19 protein-coding genes are annotated in these 22,878 nt (G+C 32.8%); 13 read left to right on the top strand and 6 right to left on the bottom strand.

The genetic code is table 11. The features are described from left to right. The first annotated feature begins 109 nt into the window (after window positions 1–109). The 11 genes from AAFU52_RS20630 (at window position 110) to AAFU52_RS20580 (ending at window position 12,634) form a co-directional block, all read left to right on the top strand. Complete coding sequence (locus tag AAFU52_RS20630) at window positions 110–589, top strand: helix-turn-helix domain-containing protein (protein ID WP_024769251.1); 480 nt, start codon at window positions 110–112, stop codon at window positions 587–589. Window positions 590–658: 69 nt separating this feature from the next. Beyond that, a complete protein-coding gene (locus AAFU52_RS20625; RefSeq protein WP_024769250.1) occupies window positions 659–1,033 on the top strand; it encodes a hypothetical protein in 375 nt (124 codons plus the stop codon). Continuing rightward, window positions 1,033–1,839, top strand: a complete 807-nt coding sequence (locus AAFU52_RS20620) for a TerC family protein (protein WP_024769249.1) — start codon at window positions 1,033–1,035, stop codon at window positions 1,837–1,839. Before AAFU52_RS20625 ends, AAFU52_RS20620 begins: the two co-directional genes overlap by 1 nt. A gap of 66 nt (window positions 1,840–1,905) precedes the next feature. Further along, complete coding sequence (locus AAFU52_RS20615; RefSeq protein WP_024769248.1) at window positions 1,906–2,559, top strand: tetratricopeptide repeat protein; 654 nt, start codon at window positions 1,906–1,908, stop codon at window positions 2,557–2,559. A gap of 99 nt (window positions 2,560–2,658) precedes the next feature. Then, window positions 2,659–3,579, top strand: a complete 921-nt coding sequence (locus AAFU52_RS20610; RefSeq protein WP_438423406.1) for an ABC transporter ATP-binding protein — start codon at window positions 2,659–2,661, stop codon at window positions 3,577–3,579. 5 nt (window positions 3,580–3,584) lie between these two features. Next, on the top strand, window positions 3,585–4,379 hold the full coding sequence (locus tag AAFU52_RS20605; protein ID WP_024769246.1) for an ABC transporter permease: 795 nt from the start codon (window positions 3,585–3,587) through the stop codon (window positions 4,377–4,379). Window positions 4,380–4,571: 192 nt separating this feature from the next. Further along, window positions 4,572–6,239 (top strand): formate--tetrahydrofolate ligase, encoded by a 1,668-nt coding sequence (locus tag AAFU52_RS20600; RefSeq protein WP_024769245.1) that lies wholly within the window; start codon window positions 4,572–4,574, stop codon window positions 6,237–6,239. A 108-nt stretch (window positions 6,240–6,347) separates the two neighbouring features. Continuing rightward, window positions 6,348–7,184 (top strand): formate dehydrogenase accessory sulfurtransferase FdhD, encoded by an 837-nt coding sequence (gene fdhD, locus AAFU52_RS20595; RefSeq protein WP_024769244.1) that lies wholly within the window; start codon window positions 6,348–6,350, stop codon window positions 7,182–7,184. A gap of 9 nt (window positions 7,185–7,193) precedes the next feature. Beyond that, window positions 7,194–8,846, top strand: coding sequence for an NADH-ubiquinone oxidoreductase-F iron-sulfur binding region domain-containing protein (locus tag AAFU52_RS20590; protein ID WP_024769243.1), 1,653 nt, complete (start codon window positions 7,194–7,196; stop codon window positions 8,844–8,846). A gap of 12 nt (window positions 8,847–8,858) precedes the next feature. Next, a complete protein-coding gene (gene fdhF, locus AAFU52_RS20585; RefSeq protein WP_438423405.1) occupies window positions 8,859–11,585 on the top strand; it encodes a formate dehydrogenase subunit alpha in 2,727 nt (908 codons plus the stop codon). A gap of 155 nt (window positions 11,586–11,740) precedes the next feature. Further along, on the top strand, window positions 11,741–12,634 hold the full coding sequence (locus tag AAFU52_RS20580) for an AraC family transcriptional regulator (RefSeq protein ID WP_438423404.1): 894 nt from the start codon (window positions 11,741–11,743) through the stop codon (window positions 12,632–12,634). A gap of 57 nt (window positions 12,635–12,691) precedes the next feature. On the opposite strand, the gene AAFU52_RS20575 is transcribed toward AAFU52_RS20580, so the two are convergent. From AAFU52_RS20575 to AAFU52_RS20565, 3 genes are all read right to left on the bottom strand, one after another. Beyond that, entirely contained in the window at window positions 12,692–13,423 is a 732-nt protein-coding gene (locus tag AAFU52_RS20575) for a LytR/AlgR family response regulator transcription factor (RefSeq protein ID WP_024769240.1), read from the bottom strand. Continuing rightward, complete coding sequence (locus AAFU52_RS20570; protein WP_438423403.1) at window positions 13,420–14,481, bottom strand: sensor histidine kinase; 1,062 nt, start codon at window positions 14,479–14,481, stop codon at window positions 13,420–13,422. Before AAFU52_RS20570 ends, AAFU52_RS20575 begins: the two co-directional genes overlap by 4 nt. Window positions 14,482–14,585: 104 nt before the next feature. Continuing rightward, window positions 14,586–15,662, bottom strand: a complete 1,077-nt coding sequence (locus tag AAFU52_RS20565) for a hypothetical protein (protein WP_438423402.1) — start codon at window positions 15,660–15,662, stop codon at window positions 14,586–14,588. Window positions 15,663–15,904: 242 nt separating this feature from the next. Between AAFU52_RS20565 and AAFU52_RS20560 the strand changes: the two genes are divergently transcribed. Then, entirely contained in the window at window positions 15,905–18,259 is a 2,355-nt protein-coding gene (locus AAFU52_RS20560; protein WP_438423401.1) for a TonB-dependent receptor domain-containing protein, read from the top strand. 177 nt (window positions 18,260–18,436) lie between these two features. Continuing rightward, window positions 18,437–19,015: a PhnA domain-containing protein gene (locus AAFU52_RS20555; protein ID WP_438423400.1), complete on the top strand. Its 579-nt coding sequence runs from the start codon at window positions 18,437–18,439 to the stop codon at window positions 19,013–19,015. A gap of 113 nt (window positions 19,016–19,128) precedes the next feature. Here the strand turns inward: AAFU52_RS20555 and AAFU52_RS20550 are convergent, their stop codons facing one another. The 3 genes from AAFU52_RS20550 to AAFU52_RS20540 form a co-directional block, all read right to left on the bottom strand. Beyond that, complete coding sequence (locus tag AAFU52_RS20550; RefSeq protein ID WP_438423399.1) at window positions 19,129–19,332, bottom strand: hypothetical protein; 204 nt, start codon at window positions 19,330–19,332, stop codon at window positions 19,129–19,131. Window positions 19,333–19,594: 262 nt separating this feature from the next. Then, entirely contained in the window at window positions 19,595–20,089 is a 495-nt protein-coding gene (locus AAFU52_RS20545; RefSeq protein WP_438423398.1) for a GNAT family N-acetyltransferase, read from the bottom strand. A gap of 104 nt (window positions 20,090–20,193) precedes the next feature. Further along, window positions 20,194–22,860: a DNA gyrase/topoisomerase IV subunit A gene (locus AAFU52_RS20540; protein ID WP_438423397.1), complete on the bottom strand. Its 2,667-nt coding sequence runs from the start codon at window positions 22,858–22,860 to the stop codon at window positions 20,194–20,196. Window positions 22,861–22,878 lie beyond the last annotated feature (18 nt).

The following is a 22,878-nucleotide window of genomic DNA, read 5'->3' as shown; positions in this document are numbered from 1 at the left end:
TTAAACAATAAATTCATTACGAAACATTGTTAGTTTACAATTGTAAACCATTGTTTTCAACAAATTTGTTTACCTTTGTAACCAACATTTACTTCTAAACTGGTTTACAATGGTAAACAATAAGGATTTCGGTAAGAGAATCCAAAAAATAATGGATTATCACGCTGTATCTGCCTCATCTTTCGCAGATTACATGGGTGTAGGTCGTTCTTCTATTTCTCATATTCTTAGCGGACGAAACAAACCTAGCCTAGATTTTGTAATGAAGATTGTTGATGCATATACAGATGTAGATTTACAATGGTTACTATATGGAAAAGGAACATTTCCGAAGTCTGAACATATTTCTGTTGAGAAAAAAATTCCTTTGTCAGATACCTCTACTATTTCTCAATCAACATCTGCTCCAACTACAATTTCTAAACAGGATTTATTTTCGCAGTCGTCACCAGAAGAAAAAATAGCTGCACCAAATACTCCTCCACTCGAAAAAATTTCGAGAGTAATTTCTGCCGAAAATGAAATAGACAGAATTGTTATTTTTTATACGGATGGAACCTTTAGTTCATATCACATGAAAAAATCTTAACAACTTTTTTCTTCCTTTCTATTAACTTTCTGGAAATAGAATTATTTTCGTTTTTCATTTATAACTATTATGAAGCGATTTGCTTTACTATTTTTCTGTACTCTATTTATTAGTAGTTGTTACCAACAAGAACGTAACTGTATAGATTTTCATACAGGTACTTTTGAATTTGAAACTTTTTTGGATGGTGAGTTAATTACGACCACCTTTATTCGCAATGATACTATAGAAATTGATTATTTCAGAGGTAAGATTGACACAGCCAGTATTCGATGGATTAATGACTGCGAATATATCGTACAGAAATTGTCTCCCAAAAATATGGCTGAGAAAAAAGCTATACATATGAAAATCTTAACTACCGATAAAAACATCTATACATTTGAATATGGATTAGTAGATGCAACAAACAAACAACGTGGAACCGCAAAAAAAATAAAATAATGTTCGAAATCTTTACATCTGCAGATGCCTGGGTCGCCTTATTAACACTTACATTTTTAGAAATTATTCTTGGTATTGATAATATCATTTTTATTTCATTGGCTTCTAGTAAATTACCAGACCAACAGCAAAAAAAAGCAACCAATATTGGACTATTCTTAGCCATGATCATGCGTGTCGTTTTATTATTTGGTATATCATTATTAGTTGCTATGGAAGCTCCTTTCTGGCATATCAATCTTCCTTGGATAGAAGCTGGTATTAGCGGTCAAGCCTTAATTCTATTTGGCGGAGGAATGTTTCTACTATATAAAAGTGTTCATGAAATCCATGAAAAAGTCGATGAAAAAGGTGAAGAAGAAAAAGAAATCCAAGCCAAAAGTTCTTCTTCTCTTTCTAATGCGATTGTACAGATTACCTTAATCAATGTTGTCTTTTCTTTTGATTCTATTCTTACAGCCGTAGGGATGACAAATGGATTAAGTGATGATCCCAATGATGCATTATTATTAATGATTATTGCTGTGGTAGTATCTGTTTTAATTATGATGCTGTTTGCAACTCCTGTAGGACGCTTTGTAAACAAACACCCATCAATCCAGATATTGGGACTCTCGTTTTTAATCCTTATTGGATTTATGCTTATTGCAGAAGCTGCACATTTAGCCCACCTTCAGATATTCGAAAGCGAAGTTGGTACCATACCAAAAGGATACCTTTATTTTACAATTGCATTTTCACTACTAGTCGAGTTTTTAAATTTTAAGCTACGAAAAAAGCAAAAAACTTCTAAACAAAAAGCATAAAATATAAATTGTGACATTATAAACCAGTTCAAAAAATATATGGTTTTAACTTATCAAAAATAAAATATGAATAATTTTTTTTCTATTGTATCTCTCTTCTTTATTTCTATATCAATTTATGGGCAAGAATATAAAGAGAAACTTAGCAATGATGTCTGCAAATGTTTTACCGAAAACAATAAAAAAGGGATTAATACGCTAGAAAACTGTTTTACTCAAAATATTGGTAATTATCGAAATGAATTCGATAAGCTCATTGACAAAAACTCTTCTATTTCTGAGTATGAACAAGGAGAAATCATTGGGAAAAAAATATTCTTTGAAATGCAGCAAAATTTAATTCAAAAATGTGATGCCTATTTTCTTTTCTTTGAAAATTTAAGAGAACAATCAATTCTCGCTATGAAAAAGAAATACAGTCAATCAAAAATGGATTCTATTACTACCCTCATTTCAAAAAACAAAACAACTGATTTAATTTGGGAAAGAGCAAATTTATATTTTGCTAATAGCGAATTGAAAAATGCAGAAATTGATTATCAGGAATGTTTAAAAATGGATCCAAACCATATTCCAAGTATGTTCTTCTTAGGTTGGCTACATGAGAGAAATAAAAATTATAGTAAAGCAATTGAACTTTATAAGATTATCCTAAATGCAACCAAAAAACAAGAAATAGTCTTGTTTATAGAAATTGCTACAAGGAAATCAAAAGAATGAATATTTGATACTAGTCATAAAGCTATATAATTCATGAAGAGAATATGATAAGCTGTAACAACTTACACATTGATTCGTCTTCAGAGAAATGTATAGATAATGAGTCAATTAATAGTCCAAACAGAAAAGCTTAACTTCTCGTATTCGAAATCAAAAAAAGATATTGACAGTTTAGATTTAGAAGTCCCTAAAGGAAGCATATATGGTTTTTTAGGTCCAAATGGTTCAGGAAAAACAACTACAATAAGACTTCTCTTAGGTTTACTCAATAAAAACTCGGGAAATGTTAAGCTCTTCGAGAAACCTTTTGCAAACAATAGAATTGATACACTATCAAAAATAGGAGCACTAATAGAAAACCCTTCTCTTTATAATCATTTAAGTGCAAGGCAAAATTTACTCATTGCCTCTAATTATCGAGGAAACATCAAGAAAGATCGAATAGATGAAGTTTTAGAAACGGTTAATCTTTTACGCGTGAAAGACAAAAAGGTTAAAACTTTTTCTTTAGGAATGAAACAACGTTTAGGTTTAGCGATAGCACTACTTTCAAAACCAGAGCTATTGATATTAGACGAGCCAACTAACGGGTTGGACCCTAAGGGAATTATCGAAATGAGAGAATTAATAAAAAAACTTAATAAAGAAGATGGTATTACCATTTTTATATCTAGTCATTTATTAAGTGAAATTGAAAAAACATGCACTCATGTTGGTATTATTAGAGAAGGAAAAATGCTTTTTCAAGATACCGTTAAGGCTTTAACTGCATCGCAATCAGATCAATTACAAATCGAACTTGAAACAGATGACAAACATCGTGCATATGATCAACTGATTCAAATGGGATTCGAAATAAAAAGTATAGAACATGAAGAACACCTTCTTTTGGTTTCTGTAAAAGAAAAATCTCAAATCCCTGTACTGGTAGATTCCCTTCGGAAAAATGATATTAATATTTACCAGGTAATGATCAAGAATAATCTTGAAGAATTATTTCTAAACCTCACCGAAAATTAATTAAAATGACAGCTATAACATTCTATTTCAGCAGTTTAAAAAACGAAATAATTAAGTTAAAACATACTTTTGCCTTATGGTTAACTGCTATTTGCGCACTACTTATTCCTCTATTATTTTTTATAGTATATACCATAAAATGGGAAGGTTTGATTCCTGAAGAGGGAGTTAATCCCTGGAATCAATACGCAAATGAGCAAATTATGAATAGCCTTCCTGCATTGGTTCCTCTATTTATTGTTCTTATCACAAGTTTAATTATCCAAATAGAGCATAAAGCAACAGCCATTAAACATTTATTTGCTTTACCTATCCCAAAATCGAGCGTTTATTTTGGTAAACTAAGCATAGTTATTGCTACTGTATTCGCTACATATGCTATGTATTATGGATTAATTTTGTTAAATGGAAATTTATTAGGCGGCATACGTCCACAATTAAATTTTTCAGAATTCTCTCCAGAATACATATTTCATACAAAAATATTATTTCGTTCTTTTATCTCTGTTCTAGGCATTCTAGCTATTCAATTTTGGTTAAGTTTTAGATTTAAGAATTTTATTATTCCATTAGGAATCGGTATGGTATTGGTAATTATTGGTTTAATAGCTGCTAGAGCTCCAGAAGCAATTTATTTTCCCTATTCCTATTCTGTGATAAGTATGAACCCATTAGACGAAAAAACTTCGGACCTTAGTCTATTTTGGTGGTTCCCTACTGTATCAATATATAGCCTAATATACTTTTTGGTTTTTTCTATAGCAGGTTTTTTTGATATCAAAAGAATAAATGTAAAATAAAAAGAATATTCACGATAAAAACAATCGCATTTATCAGTAATCAATATTCAAAAATAATTCTGGATCAAATCCCACTCTGCTCCTTAATTATAATCAACACAAATTATTAATATTTGAAGATGTTTTTCACAAGTATAATATTAGAATCAAAATAATTTGGTTAATATTATACTCCTAAAAAATATTTTTCACATGAATGATTTAGAAATAGCAAAACAGATACAACTTAAGCACATAAGTACTATTGCCGAAAAACTAGGATTAAATTCTGACAATATCGAAATGTATGGTAAGTATAAAGCCAAATTACCACATTCGGTTATTGATAAAAATAAGGTAAACAAAAGTAACTTAATTCTTGTTACTGCTATTTCTCCAACACCTGCCGGTGAAGGAAAAACTACAATGTCTATAGGTCTGTCTGAAGGTCTAAATCAATTAGGAAAACAAACCACAGTGGTTTTAAGAGAACCTTCATTAGGTCCTGTTTTTGGGATTAAAGGTGGAGCTACAGGTGGTGGTTACTCACAAGTACTTCCTATGGAGGATATTAACCTGCATTTTACTGGTGATTTTTCTGCTATAGAGAAAGCTCATAATTTACTATCAGCTGTTATTGATAATAATATACAAAGTAAAACAAATTCATTGGGTATAGATGCCAGAACTGTTACCTGGAAAAGGGTAATGGATATGAACGATAGAGCCCTTCGACATATTGTTGTAGGCTTAGGAGGAACAACTTCTGGTGTACCAAGAGAAACAGGTTTTGATATTACTGCAGCATCAGAAATAATGGCAATTTTATGTCTTGCAGATGATTTAGAAAATCTAAAAGAGCGATTAGGGAACATCTTTATTGGGTATACCTTTAGTAAAAAGCCCGTTTATGTAAAGGAATTGAAAGTTGAGGGTGCTATGGCAGCACTTCTTAAAGATGCCATTAAGCCAAACTTGGTACAAACAATCGAAGGTAACCCGGCAATTATTCATGGTGGACCTTTTGCCAATATAGCACAAGGTACTAATTCTGTAATCGCAACACGAATGGGAATGTCTCTTTCTGATTATACCGTAACAGAAGCAGGTTTTGGTGCGGATTTAGGTGCAGAGAAATTTTTGGATATAAAATGCCAAAGCGCTGGAATATCACCAAAAGCAATCGTAATCACTACTACAATACGAGCATTAAAATATCATGGAGGAGCAGATTTAAAGTCATTGACAGATCCAAATGTCGAAGCGCTTAAAAACGGAATACCAAATCTTGAAAAGCATTTGGAAAATGTAAAGCAATTTGGAATCACTCCTGTTATTGCTATCAATAGATTTGTATCTGATAGCGATGAGGAAATTGCTGCTATTCAAGAGTTTGCAAAAAACAATAATGTAAGAGTTGCTTTAGCCGAAGTTTGGGCTAAAGGAGGAAAAGGTGCTATAGAACTTGCAAAACATGTCGTAGAGATTGTAGAATCTGGTGAATCAAACTTTTCTCCACTATACAATTGGGAAGCAGATGTAAAATCTAAGATCGAAACTATTGCCACAAAAATATACGGCGCAAATCAAGTAGATTATACTGCAAAAGCAAAAAAGAATTTAAAAACAATTGCTGATTTAGGATTGGAGAATCTTCCTATTTGCATGGCTAAAACTCAAAAATCATTATCTGATAATCCAAAATTAATAGGTCGCCCTAAAGATTTTACTATAACTATTAGAGAAATAGAAATAGCTGCAGGTGCAGGATTCTTGGTGCCAATTACCGGAGATATGATGAGAATGCCAGGTCTTCCTGCGCATCCGGCATCAGAAAACATCAATATTGATAATGACGGAAATATTACAGGCTTATTTTAGAAGTCAATATCAATAAATATGCCCTTTTGCATTATAGTTAATGTTTAACATAATACAATTATTTCTATTAACTTTGTGTAAATGGCTCTTTATTAATTAGTAGTTCTTATGGCGATTAGAAATTATGAAGGCAAGAAATATGAAGTAGATTCAGTGAATAAAACATTAGATTCACTTACTATTGAAGAAGCATTGCAAATAAATATCAACAATAAACCCTTTACGGTGTCTATGAGGACTCCGGGAGAAGATATTAGCCTAATTCGAGGGATGCTTCATTCTGAAGATATCGTTAAAAACATAAATTTCATGCCCGATATCGTCCTAAAAAAAGAGAATGATGATGGCATTGTAACCATAGTAAATCTTACTATTCCTGAAGAAGAACTAGGTGATGGGTATTCTAACAGCAGAAGTTTATTATCTGTCTCTTCTTGTGGCATTTGTGGCCGAACAGAACTTGGAGATCTATCATTTCTTGGAAAAACTATTGATGATACCGAAATAATTGATGTCAATATTATTCATCAACTATTTACAAAAATGAGTGCTTTACAGCATAATTTTAACCAATCTGGTGGTGCGCATGCTGCAGCTGCATTTACTAATACCGGAGAACTACTATGTTCTATGGAAGATATTGGTCGTCATAATGCTGTAGATAAAGTTATTGGTAAACTAATTTTATTGAACAAACTGGATCAAGCAAAAATAATCACTGTGAGTGGACGTGTTTCTTATGAAATCGTTGTTAAATGTTTTAAAGCAAAAATTCCGTTTTTAGCAGCGGTTTCTGCACCATCTTCTTTAGCTGTTGATTACTCTAAAGAACTAGGGATTACACTATTAGCATTTTGTCGTAATCAGAGAGCAACCTGTTACTCTAATCCTTATCGAACTAAAACAACCAAACAATTTCGAGACATCGATACAAAAGCAAGTTAAAAAGAATATATGTCAGATAATTTAAGTGAATTATTAGGTAGAAAAAAAGTAGATCAAAGCCTCTTTAATAAAATGGGAGAGCTGGCAAAACCTGCAGGTACACCAAGTGATGAAGAGTTAGCTAAATTAGCTGATGATTTTTTAATTGGAAAAGCCAATGCCTATGGTACAGCTAGTTTCTATGATTTTTTAAAGCCTGAAAACAAAGGTAAGAAAGTATATGTATGTAATGGGACCGCATGTGTTTGTGCCGGTACGCAAGATACTGTAGGCAATTCACTTAAAGATCATTTCAAGGAAGATGAAATTGGACATATGACATGCCTTGGAAGATGTCATGAAAATAACGCATTTCATTATAATGGAAAAAATTATTCTGGTGATGCACTTCATAATCTTGATCAAATTATTAATTCAAAAAATGAGCTAAATCAAGATAACTATACTATAAAAGCAAGCGGAAAAGCAATACTTACCCAATCATTCACTACTATTTCTGATTTTTATAAGCCTCTTATAGATGCACTCAAAAAAGATTCTGCAGAAATATTAGAAGAAATCAAAACCTCGAATGTTCGAGGTCGTGGTGGTGCTGGTTTCCCAATGGGATTAAAATTAGAGTTTTGCAGAAATGTAGAAAACGCTACAAAATTTATTATTTGTAATGCCGATGAAGGAGATCCCGGTGCTTTTTCTGATCGATATTTATTAGAACATCAACCTCATTCGGTATTATTCGGGATGCTTATTTCTGGATATGTTACACATGCAAGTTACGGGATTGTCTATATACGTGCAGAATATCCTGAAGCAGCAAAAATTGTACAGGATGCTATCGATGATCTTCGAAATGAAGGATTGATCGGGGATAATATCCATGGCAGTGGGTTTAATTTTGATTTCAAAATCATACAGGCACAAGGATCATACATTTGTGGAGAAGAAACGGCGCTTATAAATTCTATAGAAGGGCAACGACCAGAAGTTCGTGTTCGCCCACCCTATCCAGCTCAAAAAGGCTTATTTAATAAGCCAACTGTAGTCAATAACGTGGAAACATTAGCCGCTTTACATTACATTATCAGTAACGGAGGAAATGCCTGGAAACAAATTGGAACTGAACGTTCTTCTGGAACAAAACTAGTCTCCTTAGATAGCTTTTTTAATCGACCTGGCCTCTATGAAGTAGAAATGGGAACTCCTCTTTCTGTAGTTATTAATGATTTGGGTGGTGGATTTAAGTCTGACGTTAAAGCGCTTCAGATTGGCGGCCCTCTTGGAGGAGTAGTACCCATCTCAAAAATTAATGATTTAACAATAGATTTTGAATCTTTTTCAAAAGAAGGTTTCTTACTGGGGCATGCATCAATTATTTGTATTCCTTCTAGTTTTCCGATGATGAAATTTATAGAACATCTTTTTGATTTTGCTTCTTATGAAAGCTGCGGAAAATGTTTTCCTTGTAGACTAGGGACAAAACGTGGTCATGAGCTTTCTACCAAAGCATTACATTCTGGTCATAAAATAGATCAAAAATTATTCTCAGACCTTTTAACTACCCTCGAACAAGGCTCATTATGTGCGCACGGAGGTGGTATCCCACTACCTATCCGAAATACGTTACACTATTTTGAAGATGAATTGAAAACGTACTTCAACTAAATATTTAATATCATGAAAACAGCTTATATAGATAATCAGGCTTTCGAAATAGTTGAAGGAGAAACTATGCTCTCTTTTATAAGAAGGTATAAAGAAAGAAATCTTGTTCCAACCTTATGTGATGCACCAAACTTAGATCCTTTCGGTTCTTGCCGTGTGTGTAGCGTAGAAGTAGCTTTAGAAGAAAACGGAGCTGTTAAGACTTTGGCCTCTTGCCATACACCAGTTTCAGAAGGACAATATATATACACAAATTCTGAATCGGTTAAAGAATTACGAAAAAATATTGTTGAGTTAGTACTAACAGACCATCCTCTTGATTGTTTAACCTGTGAGGTAAATGGAAATTGTGAGCTACAAACAGTTGCTGCCCAGGTAGGAATTAGAGAAGTACGCTATCCAGAGGGAGATAATCATCTTCATAAAACAAAAGATTTAAGTCATCCCTATATGACTTCAGATTTATCCAAATGCATTAATTGTTATCGATGCGTACGTGCATGTGATGAAGTACAAGGGCAATTTGTACTAAGTATGTCTGGTCGAGGCTTTGATTCTTCTATTATCAAAGGATTAGATCAATCTTTTATGGATTCTGATTGTGTAAGTTGCGGTGCCTGTTCTCAAGCATGCCCTACTTCTGCTATTTCAGATGTTTTTCAGTCAAAAGCTATTAAAGCAACCGATACAACAAGAACTATTTGCACCTATTGCGGTGTAGGTTGTAATCTTGAAGTCGCTACCAGTAATGGAGAAATATTAAGTATTCAAGCTCCTTATGATGCCGAGGTAAACCAGGGACATACCTGTTTAAAAGGTCGATATGCTTTTAAGTTTTACGATCACCCAGAGCGTTTAAACTCTCCTATGATCAAAAGAAATGGGGCATTTGAAAAGGTTAGCTGGGACGAAGTATATGAATATATCGCTTCAAAATTAACTTCTTATAAAAATGAATTTGGCTCGGATTCTATGGCAGGGATTTCGTCTTCACGATGTACCAATGAAGAGAATTATTTAATGCAAAAATTCTTTAGAGCAGTAATACAGACTAACAATATTGATGGTTGTGCACGAGTATGCCACTCGCCTACCGCATTAGGAATGCAACGTACATATGGTACCGGAGCAGCTACAAACTCTATTGATGATTTAAAAGACACAAATTGTATTATGGTTATTGGGGCTAACCCAACCGATGCGCACCCCGTTACAGGAGCCAAATTAAAACAGTTTGCGATGAAGAGTGATAATGTATCTATTGTTATTGACCCAAGACGTACCGAATTGGCTAAATATGCAACACACCACTTAGCATTAAGACCAGGAACTAATGTGGCTGTTCTTAATATGATGATGTATTACATTATAACCGAAGAACTGGCAGATGCTTCTTTTATCCAAAGTAGAACAGAAGGATTTGAAGAGTATAAAAAAGAGATTCTTTCCATAAATATAGACAAATTAGAAGCTGTTTCTGGTGTGGATCGTAATCAGGTACGTGAAGCGGCCATTGCCTATGCTTCTGCTCCAAATGCGATGTCTTTTCATGGACTAGGAGTAACAGAGCATTCTCAAGGTACATTTACAGTAATGCAAATTGCCGATTTGGCTTTGCTTACTGGTAATATTGGAAGACGCGGTGTTGGTGTAAATCCGCTACGCGGGCAAAATAATGTGCAAGGTTCTGCTGATATGGGTGTACAACCGCATCAGGGAGCAGGATATTTGGATATTACTAGCGATAAGGTAAATAAACAGTATAATGAATTTTATGGTGTAAATGTACCTATGAACATAGGATACAAAATACCCGAAATGTTTGATGCTGCCTTGGCAGGAAATCTAAAAGCTATTTGGATTATAGGAGAAGATGTTGTGCAAACAGATCCTAACACACAAAAAGTTATTAAAGCACTTCAGTCAACCGATCTTGTAATTGTTCAAGAATTGTTCATGACCGAAACTGCAAAATATGCAGACGTTATTTTGCCAGGTGCATCGTTTCTGGAGAAAAACGGAACGTTTACCAATGGAGAGAGACGTGTGCAAGCGGTTCATAAAGTTGTTGAACCTATTGAAGGATCTAAACCAGACGGGCAAATTATTGTAGATATTATGAATAAAATGGGATATGCTCAAGCAGACTATACTCCCGATGGAATGCTGGAAGAAATATCTCAAATCGTTCCTTTCTTTGCCGGGATTACATGGGATAGATTAGGTGTAAACGGACTGCAATGGCCTGTTGCAAAAGATGGTACAGACACGCAAATTCTTCATAAAACAGATTTTAAACGAGGAAAAGGATTATTTGAGTTTAATTCTTGGGAAGAAACCAAAGAATTAACTTCACATGCCAAAGATTATCCATATATTTTAACAACAAACAGGGAGTTAGAGCATTATAATTGTGGAGCTATGACTCGTAGAACTGCTAATGAACAAATACTATCTGATGATTATTTAATGATTCATCCAGAAGACGCTCAGGAAAACTTAGTTAATGAAGGTGATTATGTCTGTCTAGAATCTCCCAGAGGGAAAGTAGATGTAAAAGCCAGAATTACAGATGAAGTTAAAAAAGGTGTATTAAGTACTACTTTTCATTTCCCAGAAATTATGATTAATAATTTAACCGGAGATATTCATGATTCTGAAGCAATGTGTCCAGAATATAAAGTTGTCGCTGTTCGAATACGAAAAAGTAAAGGAAAATTTAAACCACAGTTAAGTTAATCTATAAACCTATAATCATTCAGGTATTCTTGAGGTAGGTTTTTGACTTTACCCGAGGATAACTGTATTATTAGTTTTTCTAAACCATTTTCGCAATACCGATCAAAAAATAGTCGAGTTTTAGATGTACTATTGTAGTGTTCAAAAAGCAAATTATGCCTAAAAGCGCTAAAGACTCATACCAATATAGAATTTCTAATGCAATTACTTTTATAGAAGAGAACCTAAAAAACGTACTTACATTGGATCGTATTGCACAGGAGGCTTGTTACTCTAAATATCATTTTATTCGTCTTTTTGCGGCTGTTACCGGAGAAACAGTGGTAGACTATGTTAGAAAACGAAGAGTTTCTGAGTCTGCTCATGAGTTAATTCTTACTCGAGAACCTATTGTAGCTATTGCAGAACGTTATCAATTTGATTCTCAGCAAGCATATACACGTGCTTTTCAATCTGTGTTTAATACCAGCCCGGGAAAGTATAGAAAAAAAGGGCATCGACTTGTAACTTTTGAACGATATACCTTATCACCAGCCGATATCAATAAATTACAAAACGATTTTGTTTCTATGGAACCAAAAATTATTACTATTACAGATAGAAAATTAGTAGGAATGCGAATAAAAACTTCACTATCTAATGATACGACATCTCAAATGTGGCAACAATTTATGCCCAGAAGATTTGAGATCAAAAATAACAAAAACACGGGGTATTATTCTGTACAGTCATTTGATGAAGACATCACTTTTGACACTTTTACAGAAGATGTGATATTTGAAAAATGGGCTGCCGTCGAAGTCACAGATTTTGATCAGATTCCAGAAGGAATGGTCTCTTATGTACTACCAGGTGGCAAATACGCTATATTTATTCATAAAGGACCTGTTGATACTTTCAAAAAAACAATGGATTATATACACGGAAAATGGCTTCCTAATTCGGGTTATGAATTGGGTCAAAGAAATCATTTTGCAATTATGGGAGACAAGTACCATGGTCCACATCATCCGAAATCTGAAGAAGAAATCTGGGTTCCTATTCAATGAATTGCATAATCATTGACACTATGTTATACAGGTTTCAAAAGATATACCTATCTCCTATCATATTTTTTCTAAAAATGGAAACACCTTATCTCTGTAACTAACACCTATAGGAATCTCTACAGTGTCAATATCAATATCGTTTGTTGTAAAAGCCGTTACTTTTTTTAGATTAATAATATAAGATCGATGTGTTCTTAAAAATTCTTTATCTGCTAATTCAAGTTCTATATCACCGATTTTGTATTTAGCCACAATACATTTCTTATCGGTATGTATTTTTATATAATCTTTTAAACTTTCAATATATAGAATGGTATTTAAATGTATTTTGTGATGTTTGTTTCCTGATTTGATAAGAATATATGGATCTTCTCCTGTTAATGCATTAACGGGTGCTTCTGTATCTCTCTGGATTCCATTTTTTATTCTGAAATAACGCTCTACTGCTTTAAAAAACCTGTCAAAAGTCACAGGTTTCAAAATGTAATCTACTATATCCAGGTCATACCCTTCTAGAGCATAATCTCTATAAGCAGTTGTTAGAATAGTACTAGGAGGGTGTTTTATCGTTTTTAAAAGGTCTATCCCTGTAACCGAAGGCATTTTTACATCCAAAAACAATAAATCAATAGCTTCATTATTCAAAATCTCAAAAGCTTTTAGTGCATTATTACAGGAAGCAACCACTTCTAAAGACTCTATTTGAGAAATGTGCTTTTCTATAAGTCGTACAGCCAAAGGCTCATCATCAACGATCAAACATCTTGTCTTTGTAATAAATGTATTCATACTGTAAGTTCTAGGGTTACTGTAAATAAGCTTTCTTTTTCATCGATATTAAGGATATAACCATTGGGGTAAATTAAATCCAATTGTTGTTTGATGTTATTAAGTCCGATAGACTCCTTAACTCCCTCTTGTGTAGAGTTAGTAATAGAATTAGCTACTACAAAGGTAAAAATAGTGTCTTGATAATTAATAGAAATATCAATTTTTGGGGATCCGCTATCCTCTCCTGCTCCATGCTTAAATGCATTTTCTACTAATGGAAGCAAAATAAGCGGAGCTATTTCAATATCCTCTTCTAATGATGTATTAAATGTCACCTGCAAACGATCGTCATATCTTAGTTTTTCAAGGGCGATATAATTTTCCAGGAAAGAAATTTCGTTTGTAACAGAAACAAATTTAGTATTACATCTATATAGCACATAATCCAGTATCTCTGATAGCTTACTTATTGATTCTGGAGTTTTTGGAGAATTATCCAAAGACAACATATAAATATTATTAAGTGTATTAAATAAAAAATGAGGATGTAATTGAGTCTTAAGCATTTTTAATTCTGCTCCTACTTTCTCTTTTTCTAATAACAAATTTTGCTGTTTCACCTTAGAAATATCTACTATAAACTGGACTGCCAGAAAAATTAATGCTGCTATATAAATACTAGGGAAATAATGAGTCATCAAAAATTTCACATCTAGAAAAATTTCAGCAACTGTTTCTTGAGTAAACGGAGGTATTCGTACCAATGGTTCTGCTACATGAACTATTAACACTCTACTTAATGCACTAAATATGTAAGCACTAAGAAGCATTAAGATCGTAAAACGTACATATTTTTTGGTGTAAATAAATTTGGGAACCAAAATGTATGTCAAAGAATAAGATGCCAATATTTGAGGAATCATAATACAAATCTTATATACCAAAGAAGCGACCATTGTATGGTTTTCTTCAAAATCATCTCTAACCATAAAAAACAATAACACGACCAACCAAAATGTAATATGAAAAGATAATCTTGACTGTCTAAAATCTTCTTTTAATTTTTTAAAATTCATAATCTAAATATGCTGTTATATACGACTTTTTCTCTAAAAAATATTATTCAATAATTTTACTCCAAATTACTGCTTTTTTGAAGAGATCTTTTACTGTAGGCCAACTACTTTTCATATAGAAACTCGGCGGCAGATGCTCCCATTTTTCGATGATTATGACCAATATTTGGTATTATTTTTAGCTCCCAATTAAAATCGAGATTCATCTTCTTCGCTTTTGCTTTTGCCTCGTTAAAAAAGAATTTTCCTCTTTCTAATCTATGTACTCCTTGTTTATCCGCAGACACTGATCTCAACAATGTGCCTCCTATTTCATCTTCATTATCTAATTCTCCTATAAATAAAATTAATTTTTTTCTAAACGAAGATTTCAAATCTTGCTCTGTAAGTTTTGTGTTTTTTATTCCAAAAGGAAGTTCTGATTCAAAATCTGGTAATGTATAAAAACCAGAATTAGATGCTAAAATCCTGTTGGCTTTAGAATTTTGCTGGAAGATTGCCATACGATGTAAAATTTGACCACCTGCAGAATGCCCAAAAAGATCATATTGTGTTTGGGTAGCATGTAGAGTATCAACAACAAGATCAAATAATCTGTCAAAATCCTGAAAAATCCATTTTTCAGGATTAAAATTCACTTTAAAAGTAAAACCATCCTCTTTTAGCTTTACAATATTAGAGTTTTTTACATATTCTATATTGTTTTTTAAATTCAAGTCATACATCAATCCGCACATATGATATGCTCCAAATCCATATTCTTTTTCAGAATACATCGGCGAAAGAATAAGTATTCCATATTTTTCTGAAGCCGAAACCCAGGCATCTCTATAACTATCTCCATTTCTTCCAGCTCCGGGAACAACGATTAAGATTTTTGATTCTGATTGGTAATTTTTTGGTTTATGATAAAAGACTTTTATGGTTTTGTTTTTATTTTCATTTCCTCCATCAATAAGGAACTCTCCCGAACCATTTTGAATGTCAATTTCATTTAAAACCAACTTTTTTTCTAAATCACTTTTCTTTATAAGCTTCATTTTACAATGTGAGCAAGTTCCGGGTTTAGAAAAAGTAAATTCATCACAGGATAACCCACAAGGTTTACAGACATAGTCCTCTATTTGATTTTCAAAAGAAGTAAAAATTAGAATTATAATAAGTAGAAAGACTGGTTTCATTTTCATTTGTTTATAGCTAATAAATAATAATATCTAATTCAAAAATAAACGCTGTATTGCCTTTAAATGAATGAAGTAGACGAATTCATAAAAAAACTGCCTGAATCAAGTAAAATAAACGACGAATATCTCTTACTCATCATCTTTTATCATCCGACGATTTTTTGTTGGTATTGGTCGACAACTCAAAATCGGTACTCATAAAACAATCATTTTTGACCAAAATTAAAAAACTAGTCAGAATGAAAAAAATAGCGTTTATATTCTTGTTAAGCTGTATTATGTCTTTACAAGCACAAATGTCAAAACAACTAACTCTTAGTGGTAAGGTAATAGAAAAAGTGTATAAACAACCATTAGAGTTTGCTACAATAGCAGTCATAAACTCGGTAAATCAAAAAACTATTACGGGTGGGATTACCAATGCAGAAGGAAATTTTGTTATAGAAATTTCCCCTGGAAAATATAATATTAAAATAGAATATATCTCTTTTAAAACATACATAATAAATAACATCACTATCGATGCCGATATGACTCTTGGTACTATAATACTTGAGGAAGATAATGAGCAATTAGCAGAAGTAACAATAGTATCAGAAAAAACTACTGTAGAGTATAAATTAGATAAAAAAGTATTTAATGTAGGAAAAGATCTAATTCATAAAGGAGGAACAATAAGTGATGTATTAGATAATGTGCCTTCGGTAAGTGTAGATGCTGCAGGGGCTGTTAGTCTTAGAGGAAATCCAAGTGTTAGAATACTAATTAATGGCAAACCTTCTGTGCTGACTGCAAACAATGGGCTTGAGCAGATTCCGGCAGAAAACATCGAAAAAGTAGAGGTAATTACTAATCCTTCAGCCAGATATGAATCTGAAGGTGCTGCAGGTATTATAAACATTATTCTTAAAAAAAATAAACGTTCTGGTTTTGGAGGTTCTTTACAACTTACTTCAGGAATTCCTGCAAATCACAATGCAAATATTAACCTAAATTATAAAACAGAAAAAATTAATGTGTTTGCTAACCTGGGGTACAGGTATGCTAATTTTTTTGGAGAAGAAAAACAAACACAGACTACCCAAATAAACGCTATAGCCAATAGTGTAAATCTTAATGCAGACACCAAAAGAAATGATGATCATTATAATATATATTTTGGTGGGGATTATTACATTAATGATAAAAATACACTTACCACAAGCTTTTATCATAACAAATTAAAGAATACTGATGAAACTGATTTTACTTATACCTATCTAAATACCAATAAAGAAACAGATAGTGTTATATCACGAAAAGAGGATTATAAAGAACCTCAGAATTTTAATCAGCTAGAAATCACCTATGTAAAAACATTTGATAAAAAGGGGCAAAAATTTACAGCTAATGTTCAGTACGATTTTTGGAATGATGATGAAAATGAAATGATCACACAACAACGTATTCTACCTACCGAAGGAGGTCTAACAAGAATCAGAACCCGGGATGTAGAAAGTAGTAAAGATCTCCTTATGCTATCTGATTTCATATCTCCTTTGACCGAAAAATCCAGATTAGAAACAGGTGTAAGAGCAGAAATCAGGAGAATTACCAGTGATTATACTGCATGGATAGACGATCAAATATTAGAAGGTTTTGATAATCGTCTGGATTATGACGAGCGTATTTATGGAGCATATATGCAATATGGTAACAATAGAAAAAAGTTTAATTATCTTCTGGGAGTTAGGCTAGAACATTCTGATATCGGTATTAGTGATCGCGAAGCTCTTTTCAGTAATAAGAAAAAATACACACACATATTTCCTACCACTCATTTTACTTATAATTTTACAGAAAGAACCAATCTTCAATTAAGTTATAGCAGAAGAATTAATCGACCACGATTTTGGCAACTAAATCCATTTGGAGGGCTTTCGGATCCTAGAGATCTCTTTGCAGGAAATCCTGATTTAAACCCTGCATATGCAAATGTTCTTGAACTTGCATTATTAAAAAGATGGACAAAAATAACGCTCAATCCATCAATTTACTATCAATATCATACTGATTTCTTCCAGTTTATTACCTCTCCTACTGCCGAAGGAGGTTTTATAACAACACCCGTAAATTTATCTCATGAAGAACGTCTTGGATTTGAGCTAGCAACAACATATAACCCGTTTAAATGGTGGCGTTTATCTGGTGAATTCAATTATTATACTTTTACACAAGAAGGAACTTATGAAAACATCAATTATGATACAGAAGATACAAAATGGTCTACAAGAGTAAATTCTAGAATGAAGTTTTCAAAAGGGTTTTCTATACAAACAAATTTCACTTATCAGGGAAAAAGTAATAGTGGGCAAAGACTTATAAAATCACAATATTGGGCAAACTTTGGGATTAGTAAAGACCTATTTAAAGACAAAGTTTCTCTAACACTTAATGCGAATAACATTTTTGATTCGAGAATTAACAAATCGACAGTTACAGGGCAAAACTACAGTTTGGTTTCCTCTGCTACCAGAAGCGGCAGAAGAGTTAGCGCAACTCTCACATATCGTTTTAATCGTAAAAAATCTGACCGTGACCGTTTACCAGACTAATCAATATACTTGGCACTAAAATTTCAGTTAATAAAACCCTTTAGACTTTCTAATTCTAATGGGTTTTATTATTATTTGCCGTTATCAATAAATAGTTTACTTGGTATTTCATAATTATAAATTTTAATGCACTTTTGCAGTACCAAACAATCTATATATATTAAACGTATCATTATAATGAGTCTAGAAAGAGAATTACACAAGCGTAGTGGATCTGTATGTGAATTATCAGGAGAAACTGAAAATTTAAAAGTCTATGAAGTTCCTAAGTCTCCAGGAACAGGTATGGATTCGCATATTCTCATTTCTCAAGTGTGTTTAGAACAAATAGAAGACCCTGAGAAAGTAGATGCAAATCACTGGCGCTGCCTTAATGATAGTATGTGGAGTGAAGTTCCTGCTGTACAAGTAATGGCATGGAGAATGTTACATAGATTAAAATCTGAAGGTTGGCCTCAAGATTTATTAGATATGCTATATCTGGATGAAGATATGGCGGCATGGGCAAATGCTACAGGAGATGGTGATGATAAAGAGAATGCTATTAAACATTTAGATGCTAATGGTGCACTATTACAAGCTGGAGATTCTGTTGTCTTGATTAAAGATCTCGATGTAAAAGGTGCTAATTTTACTGCCAAACGAGGTACTCCTGTTCGAAATATTTCATTAGTGCATGATAATGCCGAACATATAGAAGGTCGAGCTAATGGGCAACATATTGTGATTCTTACTAAGTTTGTAAAAAAGACATAAAGAGCTAAAAAGTAATAGAACAATCTTAAAATGTATTCAACAAAAAAACTGTGAGTCTAAATCAAAGACTCACAGTTTTTTTTATGTATCCCAATTTTTATTTTTATAAATTCTTACAATACATTCATATATTTTAGTCGTGGTTGTTCACAGTGGTAACCTCTCGCTATAAAAACTTTAACCTGGGAATGTTTAGAAACATATGCACCTCCATTTATATCTGTCATCGTACAAATCCAAACTCTTTCTCCGTTAATGTTTTTTAGCTTAGATTTTTCTATTTCAAATTTTTTGAATTTTTCTAATATACTTTTCATTATACTATTTTTTTTGAATTATATGTAGTATCAAAAGTACTTATGTTCTAAATTTTAAAAACCTGTATTATATAATCGCTCTGGTTATGGTAATAATTGATAGTATTAAATTGATAAGTGTAAATTGGCCATCTGTATTTGCCTGTTAAAACTCAAAAAACCTTTATTTGAACTTAGAATAGCTAATTTATTACTATCTGATGACGAAGACTTACACCTTAAATTCGCCTTTATTTTAATATTAGAAAAGAATAATAGTTTTCTATACTTTGTTGACAGGAGTATTTATATATTCGTTTTCAAGCATCGACATGATTATTAAGTTTTTAAATTCACCATTAACCCATATGCTATCTCTTAATGTTCCTTCCTCTTTAAACCCTTCTGATTGATATAAATATCTGGCTCTTTTATTAGTTTCGAATACATCTAACCACAATCGATGGCAGTTTAATTTTTTAAAACAATACTGTTTTAATTCTTTGATTGCCATTCTACCAAAACCTCTGCCTTTCTGGTTTATAACAATTCTACGAAACTCAATACTTCTATTGTTATTTTGCAATCCTGCCAATATTACAAAACCGATAGTTATGTTATTTTCAGATTTCAGTATCAAATGTTCAATATTTCTATCTGCTATCAGATTTAAGTGTTCCTCTTTTGAGCTAGTCAATATGAACTGTGAATTCTCAATATCGGTCTCTATCGATACTACAGTATCGATATCTATTTCTTGAGTTTTACAGATTAACAAATTAGAATGTTTTTTACTTCTTTCATTTCTAAAGAAGTTAGTTTCTCTATTAAGTTTATTAATATGTACTGTACCACTACATATTAATCCTTTTTAGTCAATATCTAAAAAAGGCTCGCCTGTTCCCCTTCTTCACTGGCATCGGCGTCATCATCTGAAGATTTTGCTGAAGTTTGATTGTTGGTTGCTTCAGGAGATACATTTTCTTCTTCAATCACTTCAATTTCTTCGGTAGGAAGTGATTCTTGTTCTTCATATGGTAATGAATCCAGTAAATTGATCTGTTTTACTTTATGTGTAGTTAATTGATTCCCTAAAGCTTTTGATCCTTTGATCGATATAAACTCTTCGAGGTTTATTTCTTCGGTCGGTCGTTGATCTTTGCCTCTAAGTTTCGTAAATATTATTTCTGCTATCGGTCTATAATCTGTAGAAACAACTTCTAAGAAAGATTTTTGATGTTCTGTAATAAAAGTTTCCTCGCGCTCTGGGTGTTCAATCAGAAAACGTTTTATGTAGTATCGCTCTTTCTCTCCATCCCAATATATTGCAGATATTGGTTTTTTGGGTTTCCATTTTTCTAAAACAATCATATCCGAACTAAAATGCAATGTCATTTCGGGAATTATTGTTTTTGCATTACCTTTTTGAGTAATAACCAAAAGACGATCCTCTCCTCTAAATTCACCTAACAATTCACCTCTTCCATCTACATTAAGGCGCTGTACCGAATCATCAAACCAAATTCTTCGTGGTTTTAGAGTAGATACTCCTTGTTCTTTCAATTCAACACGTTTAATATTATATTTGGTAACAATATTTCCTTTTACCCCTCTACCTTTGATTAACAAGTCTGCAAAATCAAGATCGAATTTTAATTTTTTAATACTTCCTGCTTGTCGCAAGAAAATAGTAATTACTTCGGCCTCACCATTTGGATTAGCAGAGAAATATGTGACTTTTGATCCTTTTTTTCCTTGTGCAAGATCATATTCTTTATCTCTTGTTACTCCTGTAACTGCAAAACGCTTAACATATGATGCTCCTCCTCTACCATCTTGATAAATCATATTATAAATCGTACGTTTATCTTTTTTCTTAAAAACAGCTATATGAATTATATTTTTACCAATAAAAGTTTTTGATCCAACTTTGGTAATCATCAATTTTCCTTCTTCTGTAAAACAGATAATGTCATCAATATCAGAACAATCTGCTACATACTCGTCTTTACGTAGCGAAGTACCGATAAACCCTTCTTCACGATTTACGTATAATTTTGTATTTCGAATTACAACTTTGGTTGCTTCAATATCATCAAAAATCTTGATTTCGGTCTTACGTTCTTTTCCTTTACCATATGTAGTTTTTAGCCTTTTAAAGTAATCTATGGCAAACTCTATAAGGTGCTCGAGATGATGTTTTACTTGGGCTATATCTTCTTCAAGTGCATCTATTTTTTGTTGTGCTTTATCTATATCAAATTTAGAAATACGTTTAATTCGAATATCTGTCAGACGTACAATATCTTCCTCGGTAATTGCTCGTTTTAGATGTTTAATATGAGGTTGTAATCCTTTATCAATAGCTTCAATCACCCCCGGCCATGTTTCTACTTCTTCTATATCCCGGTAGATCCGGTTTTCGATAAATATTCTTTCTAATGATGCAAAATGCCATTGTTCCTGTAACTCTTCTAACTGGATCTCGAGCTCTTTCTTTAGTAATTCTACTGTATTATCGGTAGAACGGCGCAACATTTCTGAAACACCAATAAAGTTTGGCTTATTATCTTCTATAACACATCCTAATGGTGATATAGACACTTCGCAATTCGTAAATGCATAAAGTGCATCGATCGTTTTATCAGGAGAGATACCAGAAGGAAGATGTATTAATATCTCTACTTTTGCTGCGGTATTATCCTCTATTTTCTTAATCTTTATCTTTCCTTTTTCATTAGCTTTAAGAATAGAATCAATTAAAGATGTGGTTGTAGTAGAAAATGGTATCTCATTTATAACCAAAGTGTTCTTCTCATATTGAGATATCTCGGCACGTACCCTAACTTTACCGCCACGATTACCATCATTATAGTTTGTAAAATCTGCTATTCCTGATGTAGGAAAATCTGGGAAAATAGTAAATCGTTTGCCTTGTAAATGTTTAATGGATGCATCGATCAATTCGATGAAATTGTGTGGTAAAATCTTAGTACTTAATCCAACGGCTATTCCTTCTGCTCCTTGTGCCAGTAATAAAGGAAATTTTACAGGAAGATTAATAGGTTCTTTCTTTCTACCATCATAGGATAATTGCCAGTCGGTAACTTTGGGATTGTATACTACATCTAATGCAAATTTAGACAGGCGGGCTTCTATATATCTCGATGCGGCTGCTCTATCACCGGTAAGGATATTACCCCAGTTACCTTGCATATCAATCAGCAATTCTTTTTGCCCAACTTGTACCATTGCATCAGCAATACTGGCATCACCATGAGGATGATACTGCATCGTATGCCCTACAATATTGGCCACTTTATTATATCGACCATCATCGAGATCCTTCATAGAATGAAGAATACGACGTTGTACTGGTTTTAAACCATCTTCAATTGCCGGTACTGCTCGCTCTAAGATTACATAAGATGCATAATCCAAAAACCAGTCTTTATACATTCCTGTAACCTTAGTGATCACCTCTTGTGGTTGATGATCTTCGGGGGTAGAATCGTGATGTAGTTCTTCGTTTTCGTTTTCCAAATCCATATATAATTTCTGGGGCTT

Origin of the sequence: Aquimarina macrocephali (genome assembly GCF_051627225.1) — a bacterium.
Taxonomy (GTDB): domain Bacteria; phylum Bacteroidota; class Bacteroidia; order Flavobacteriales; family Flavobacteriaceae; genus Aquimarina; species Aquimarina macrocephali.
This window is presented reverse-complemented; position numbering and strand designations above follow the sequence as displayed.

What these genes read in the sequence shown, in the direction of transcription:
- AAFU52_RS20630 (WP_024769251.1), top strand. Translation starts at nt 110, where the DNA reads ATGGTAAACAATAAGGATTTCGGTAAGAGAATCCAAAAAATAATGGAT.
- AAFU52_RS20625 (WP_024769250.1), top strand. Translation starts at nt 659, where the DNA reads ATGAAGCGATTTGCTTTACTATTTTTCTGTACTCTATTTATTAGTAGT.
- AAFU52_RS20620 (WP_024769249.1), top strand. Translation starts at nt 1,033, where the DNA reads ATGTTCGAAATCTTTACATCTGCAGATGCCTGGGTCGCCTTATTAACA.
- AAFU52_RS20615 (WP_024769248.1), top strand. Translation starts at nt 1,906, where the DNA reads ATGAATAATTTTTTTTCTATTGTATCTCTCTTCTTTATTTCTATATCA.
- AAFU52_RS20610 (WP_438423406.1), top strand. Translation starts at nt 2,659, where the DNA reads ATGAGTCAATTAATAGTCCAAACAGAAAAGCTTAACTTCTCGTATTCG.
- AAFU52_RS20605 (WP_024769246.1), top strand. Translation starts at nt 3,585, where the DNA reads ATGACAGCTATAACATTCTATTTCAGCAGTTTAAAAAACGAAATAATT.
- AAFU52_RS20600 (WP_024769245.1), top strand. Translation starts at nt 4,572, where the DNA reads ATGAATGATTTAGAAATAGCAAAACAGATACAACTTAAGCACATAAGT.
- fdhD (WP_024769244.1), top strand. Translation starts at nt 6,348, where the DNA reads ATGGCGATTAGAAATTATGAAGGCAAGAAATATGAAGTAGATTCAGTG.
- AAFU52_RS20590 (WP_024769243.1), top strand. Translation starts at nt 7,194, where the DNA reads ATGTCAGATAATTTAAGTGAATTATTAGGTAGAAAAAAAGTAGATCAA.
- fdhF (WP_438423405.1), top strand. Translation starts at nt 8,859, where the DNA reads ATGAAAACAGCTTATATAGATAATCAGGCTTTCGAAATAGTTGAAGGA.
- AAFU52_RS20580 (WP_438423404.1), top strand. Translation starts at nt 11,741, where the DNA reads ATGCCTAAAAGCGCTAAAGACTCATACCAATATAGAATTTCTAATGCA.
- AAFU52_RS20575 (WP_024769240.1), bottom strand. Translation starts at nt 13,423, where the DNA reads ATGAATACATTTATTACAAAGACAAGATGTTTGATCGTTGATGATGAG.
- AAFU52_RS20570 (WP_438423403.1), bottom strand. Translation starts at nt 14,481, where the DNA reads ATGAATTTTAAAAAATTAAAAGAAGATTTTAGACAGTCAAGATTATCT.
- AAFU52_RS20565 (WP_438423402.1), bottom strand. Translation starts at nt 15,662, where the DNA reads ATGAAACCAGTCTTTCTACTTATTATAATTCTAATTTTTACTTCTTTT.
- AAFU52_RS20560 (WP_438423401.1), top strand. Translation starts at nt 15,905, where the DNA reads ATGAAAAAAATAGCGTTTATATTCTTGTTAAGCTGTATTATGTCTTTA.
- AAFU52_RS20555 (WP_438423400.1), top strand. Translation starts at nt 18,437, where the DNA reads ATGAGTCTAGAAAGAGAATTACACAAGCGTAGTGGATCTGTATGTGAA.
- AAFU52_RS20550 (WP_438423399.1), bottom strand. Translation starts at nt 19,332, where the DNA reads ATGAAAAGTATATTAGAAAAATTCAAAAAATTTGAAATAGAAAAATCT.
- AAFU52_RS20540 (WP_438423397.1), bottom strand. Translation starts at nt 22,860, where the DNA reads ATGGATTTGGAAAACGAAAACGAAGAACTACATCACGATTCTACCCCC.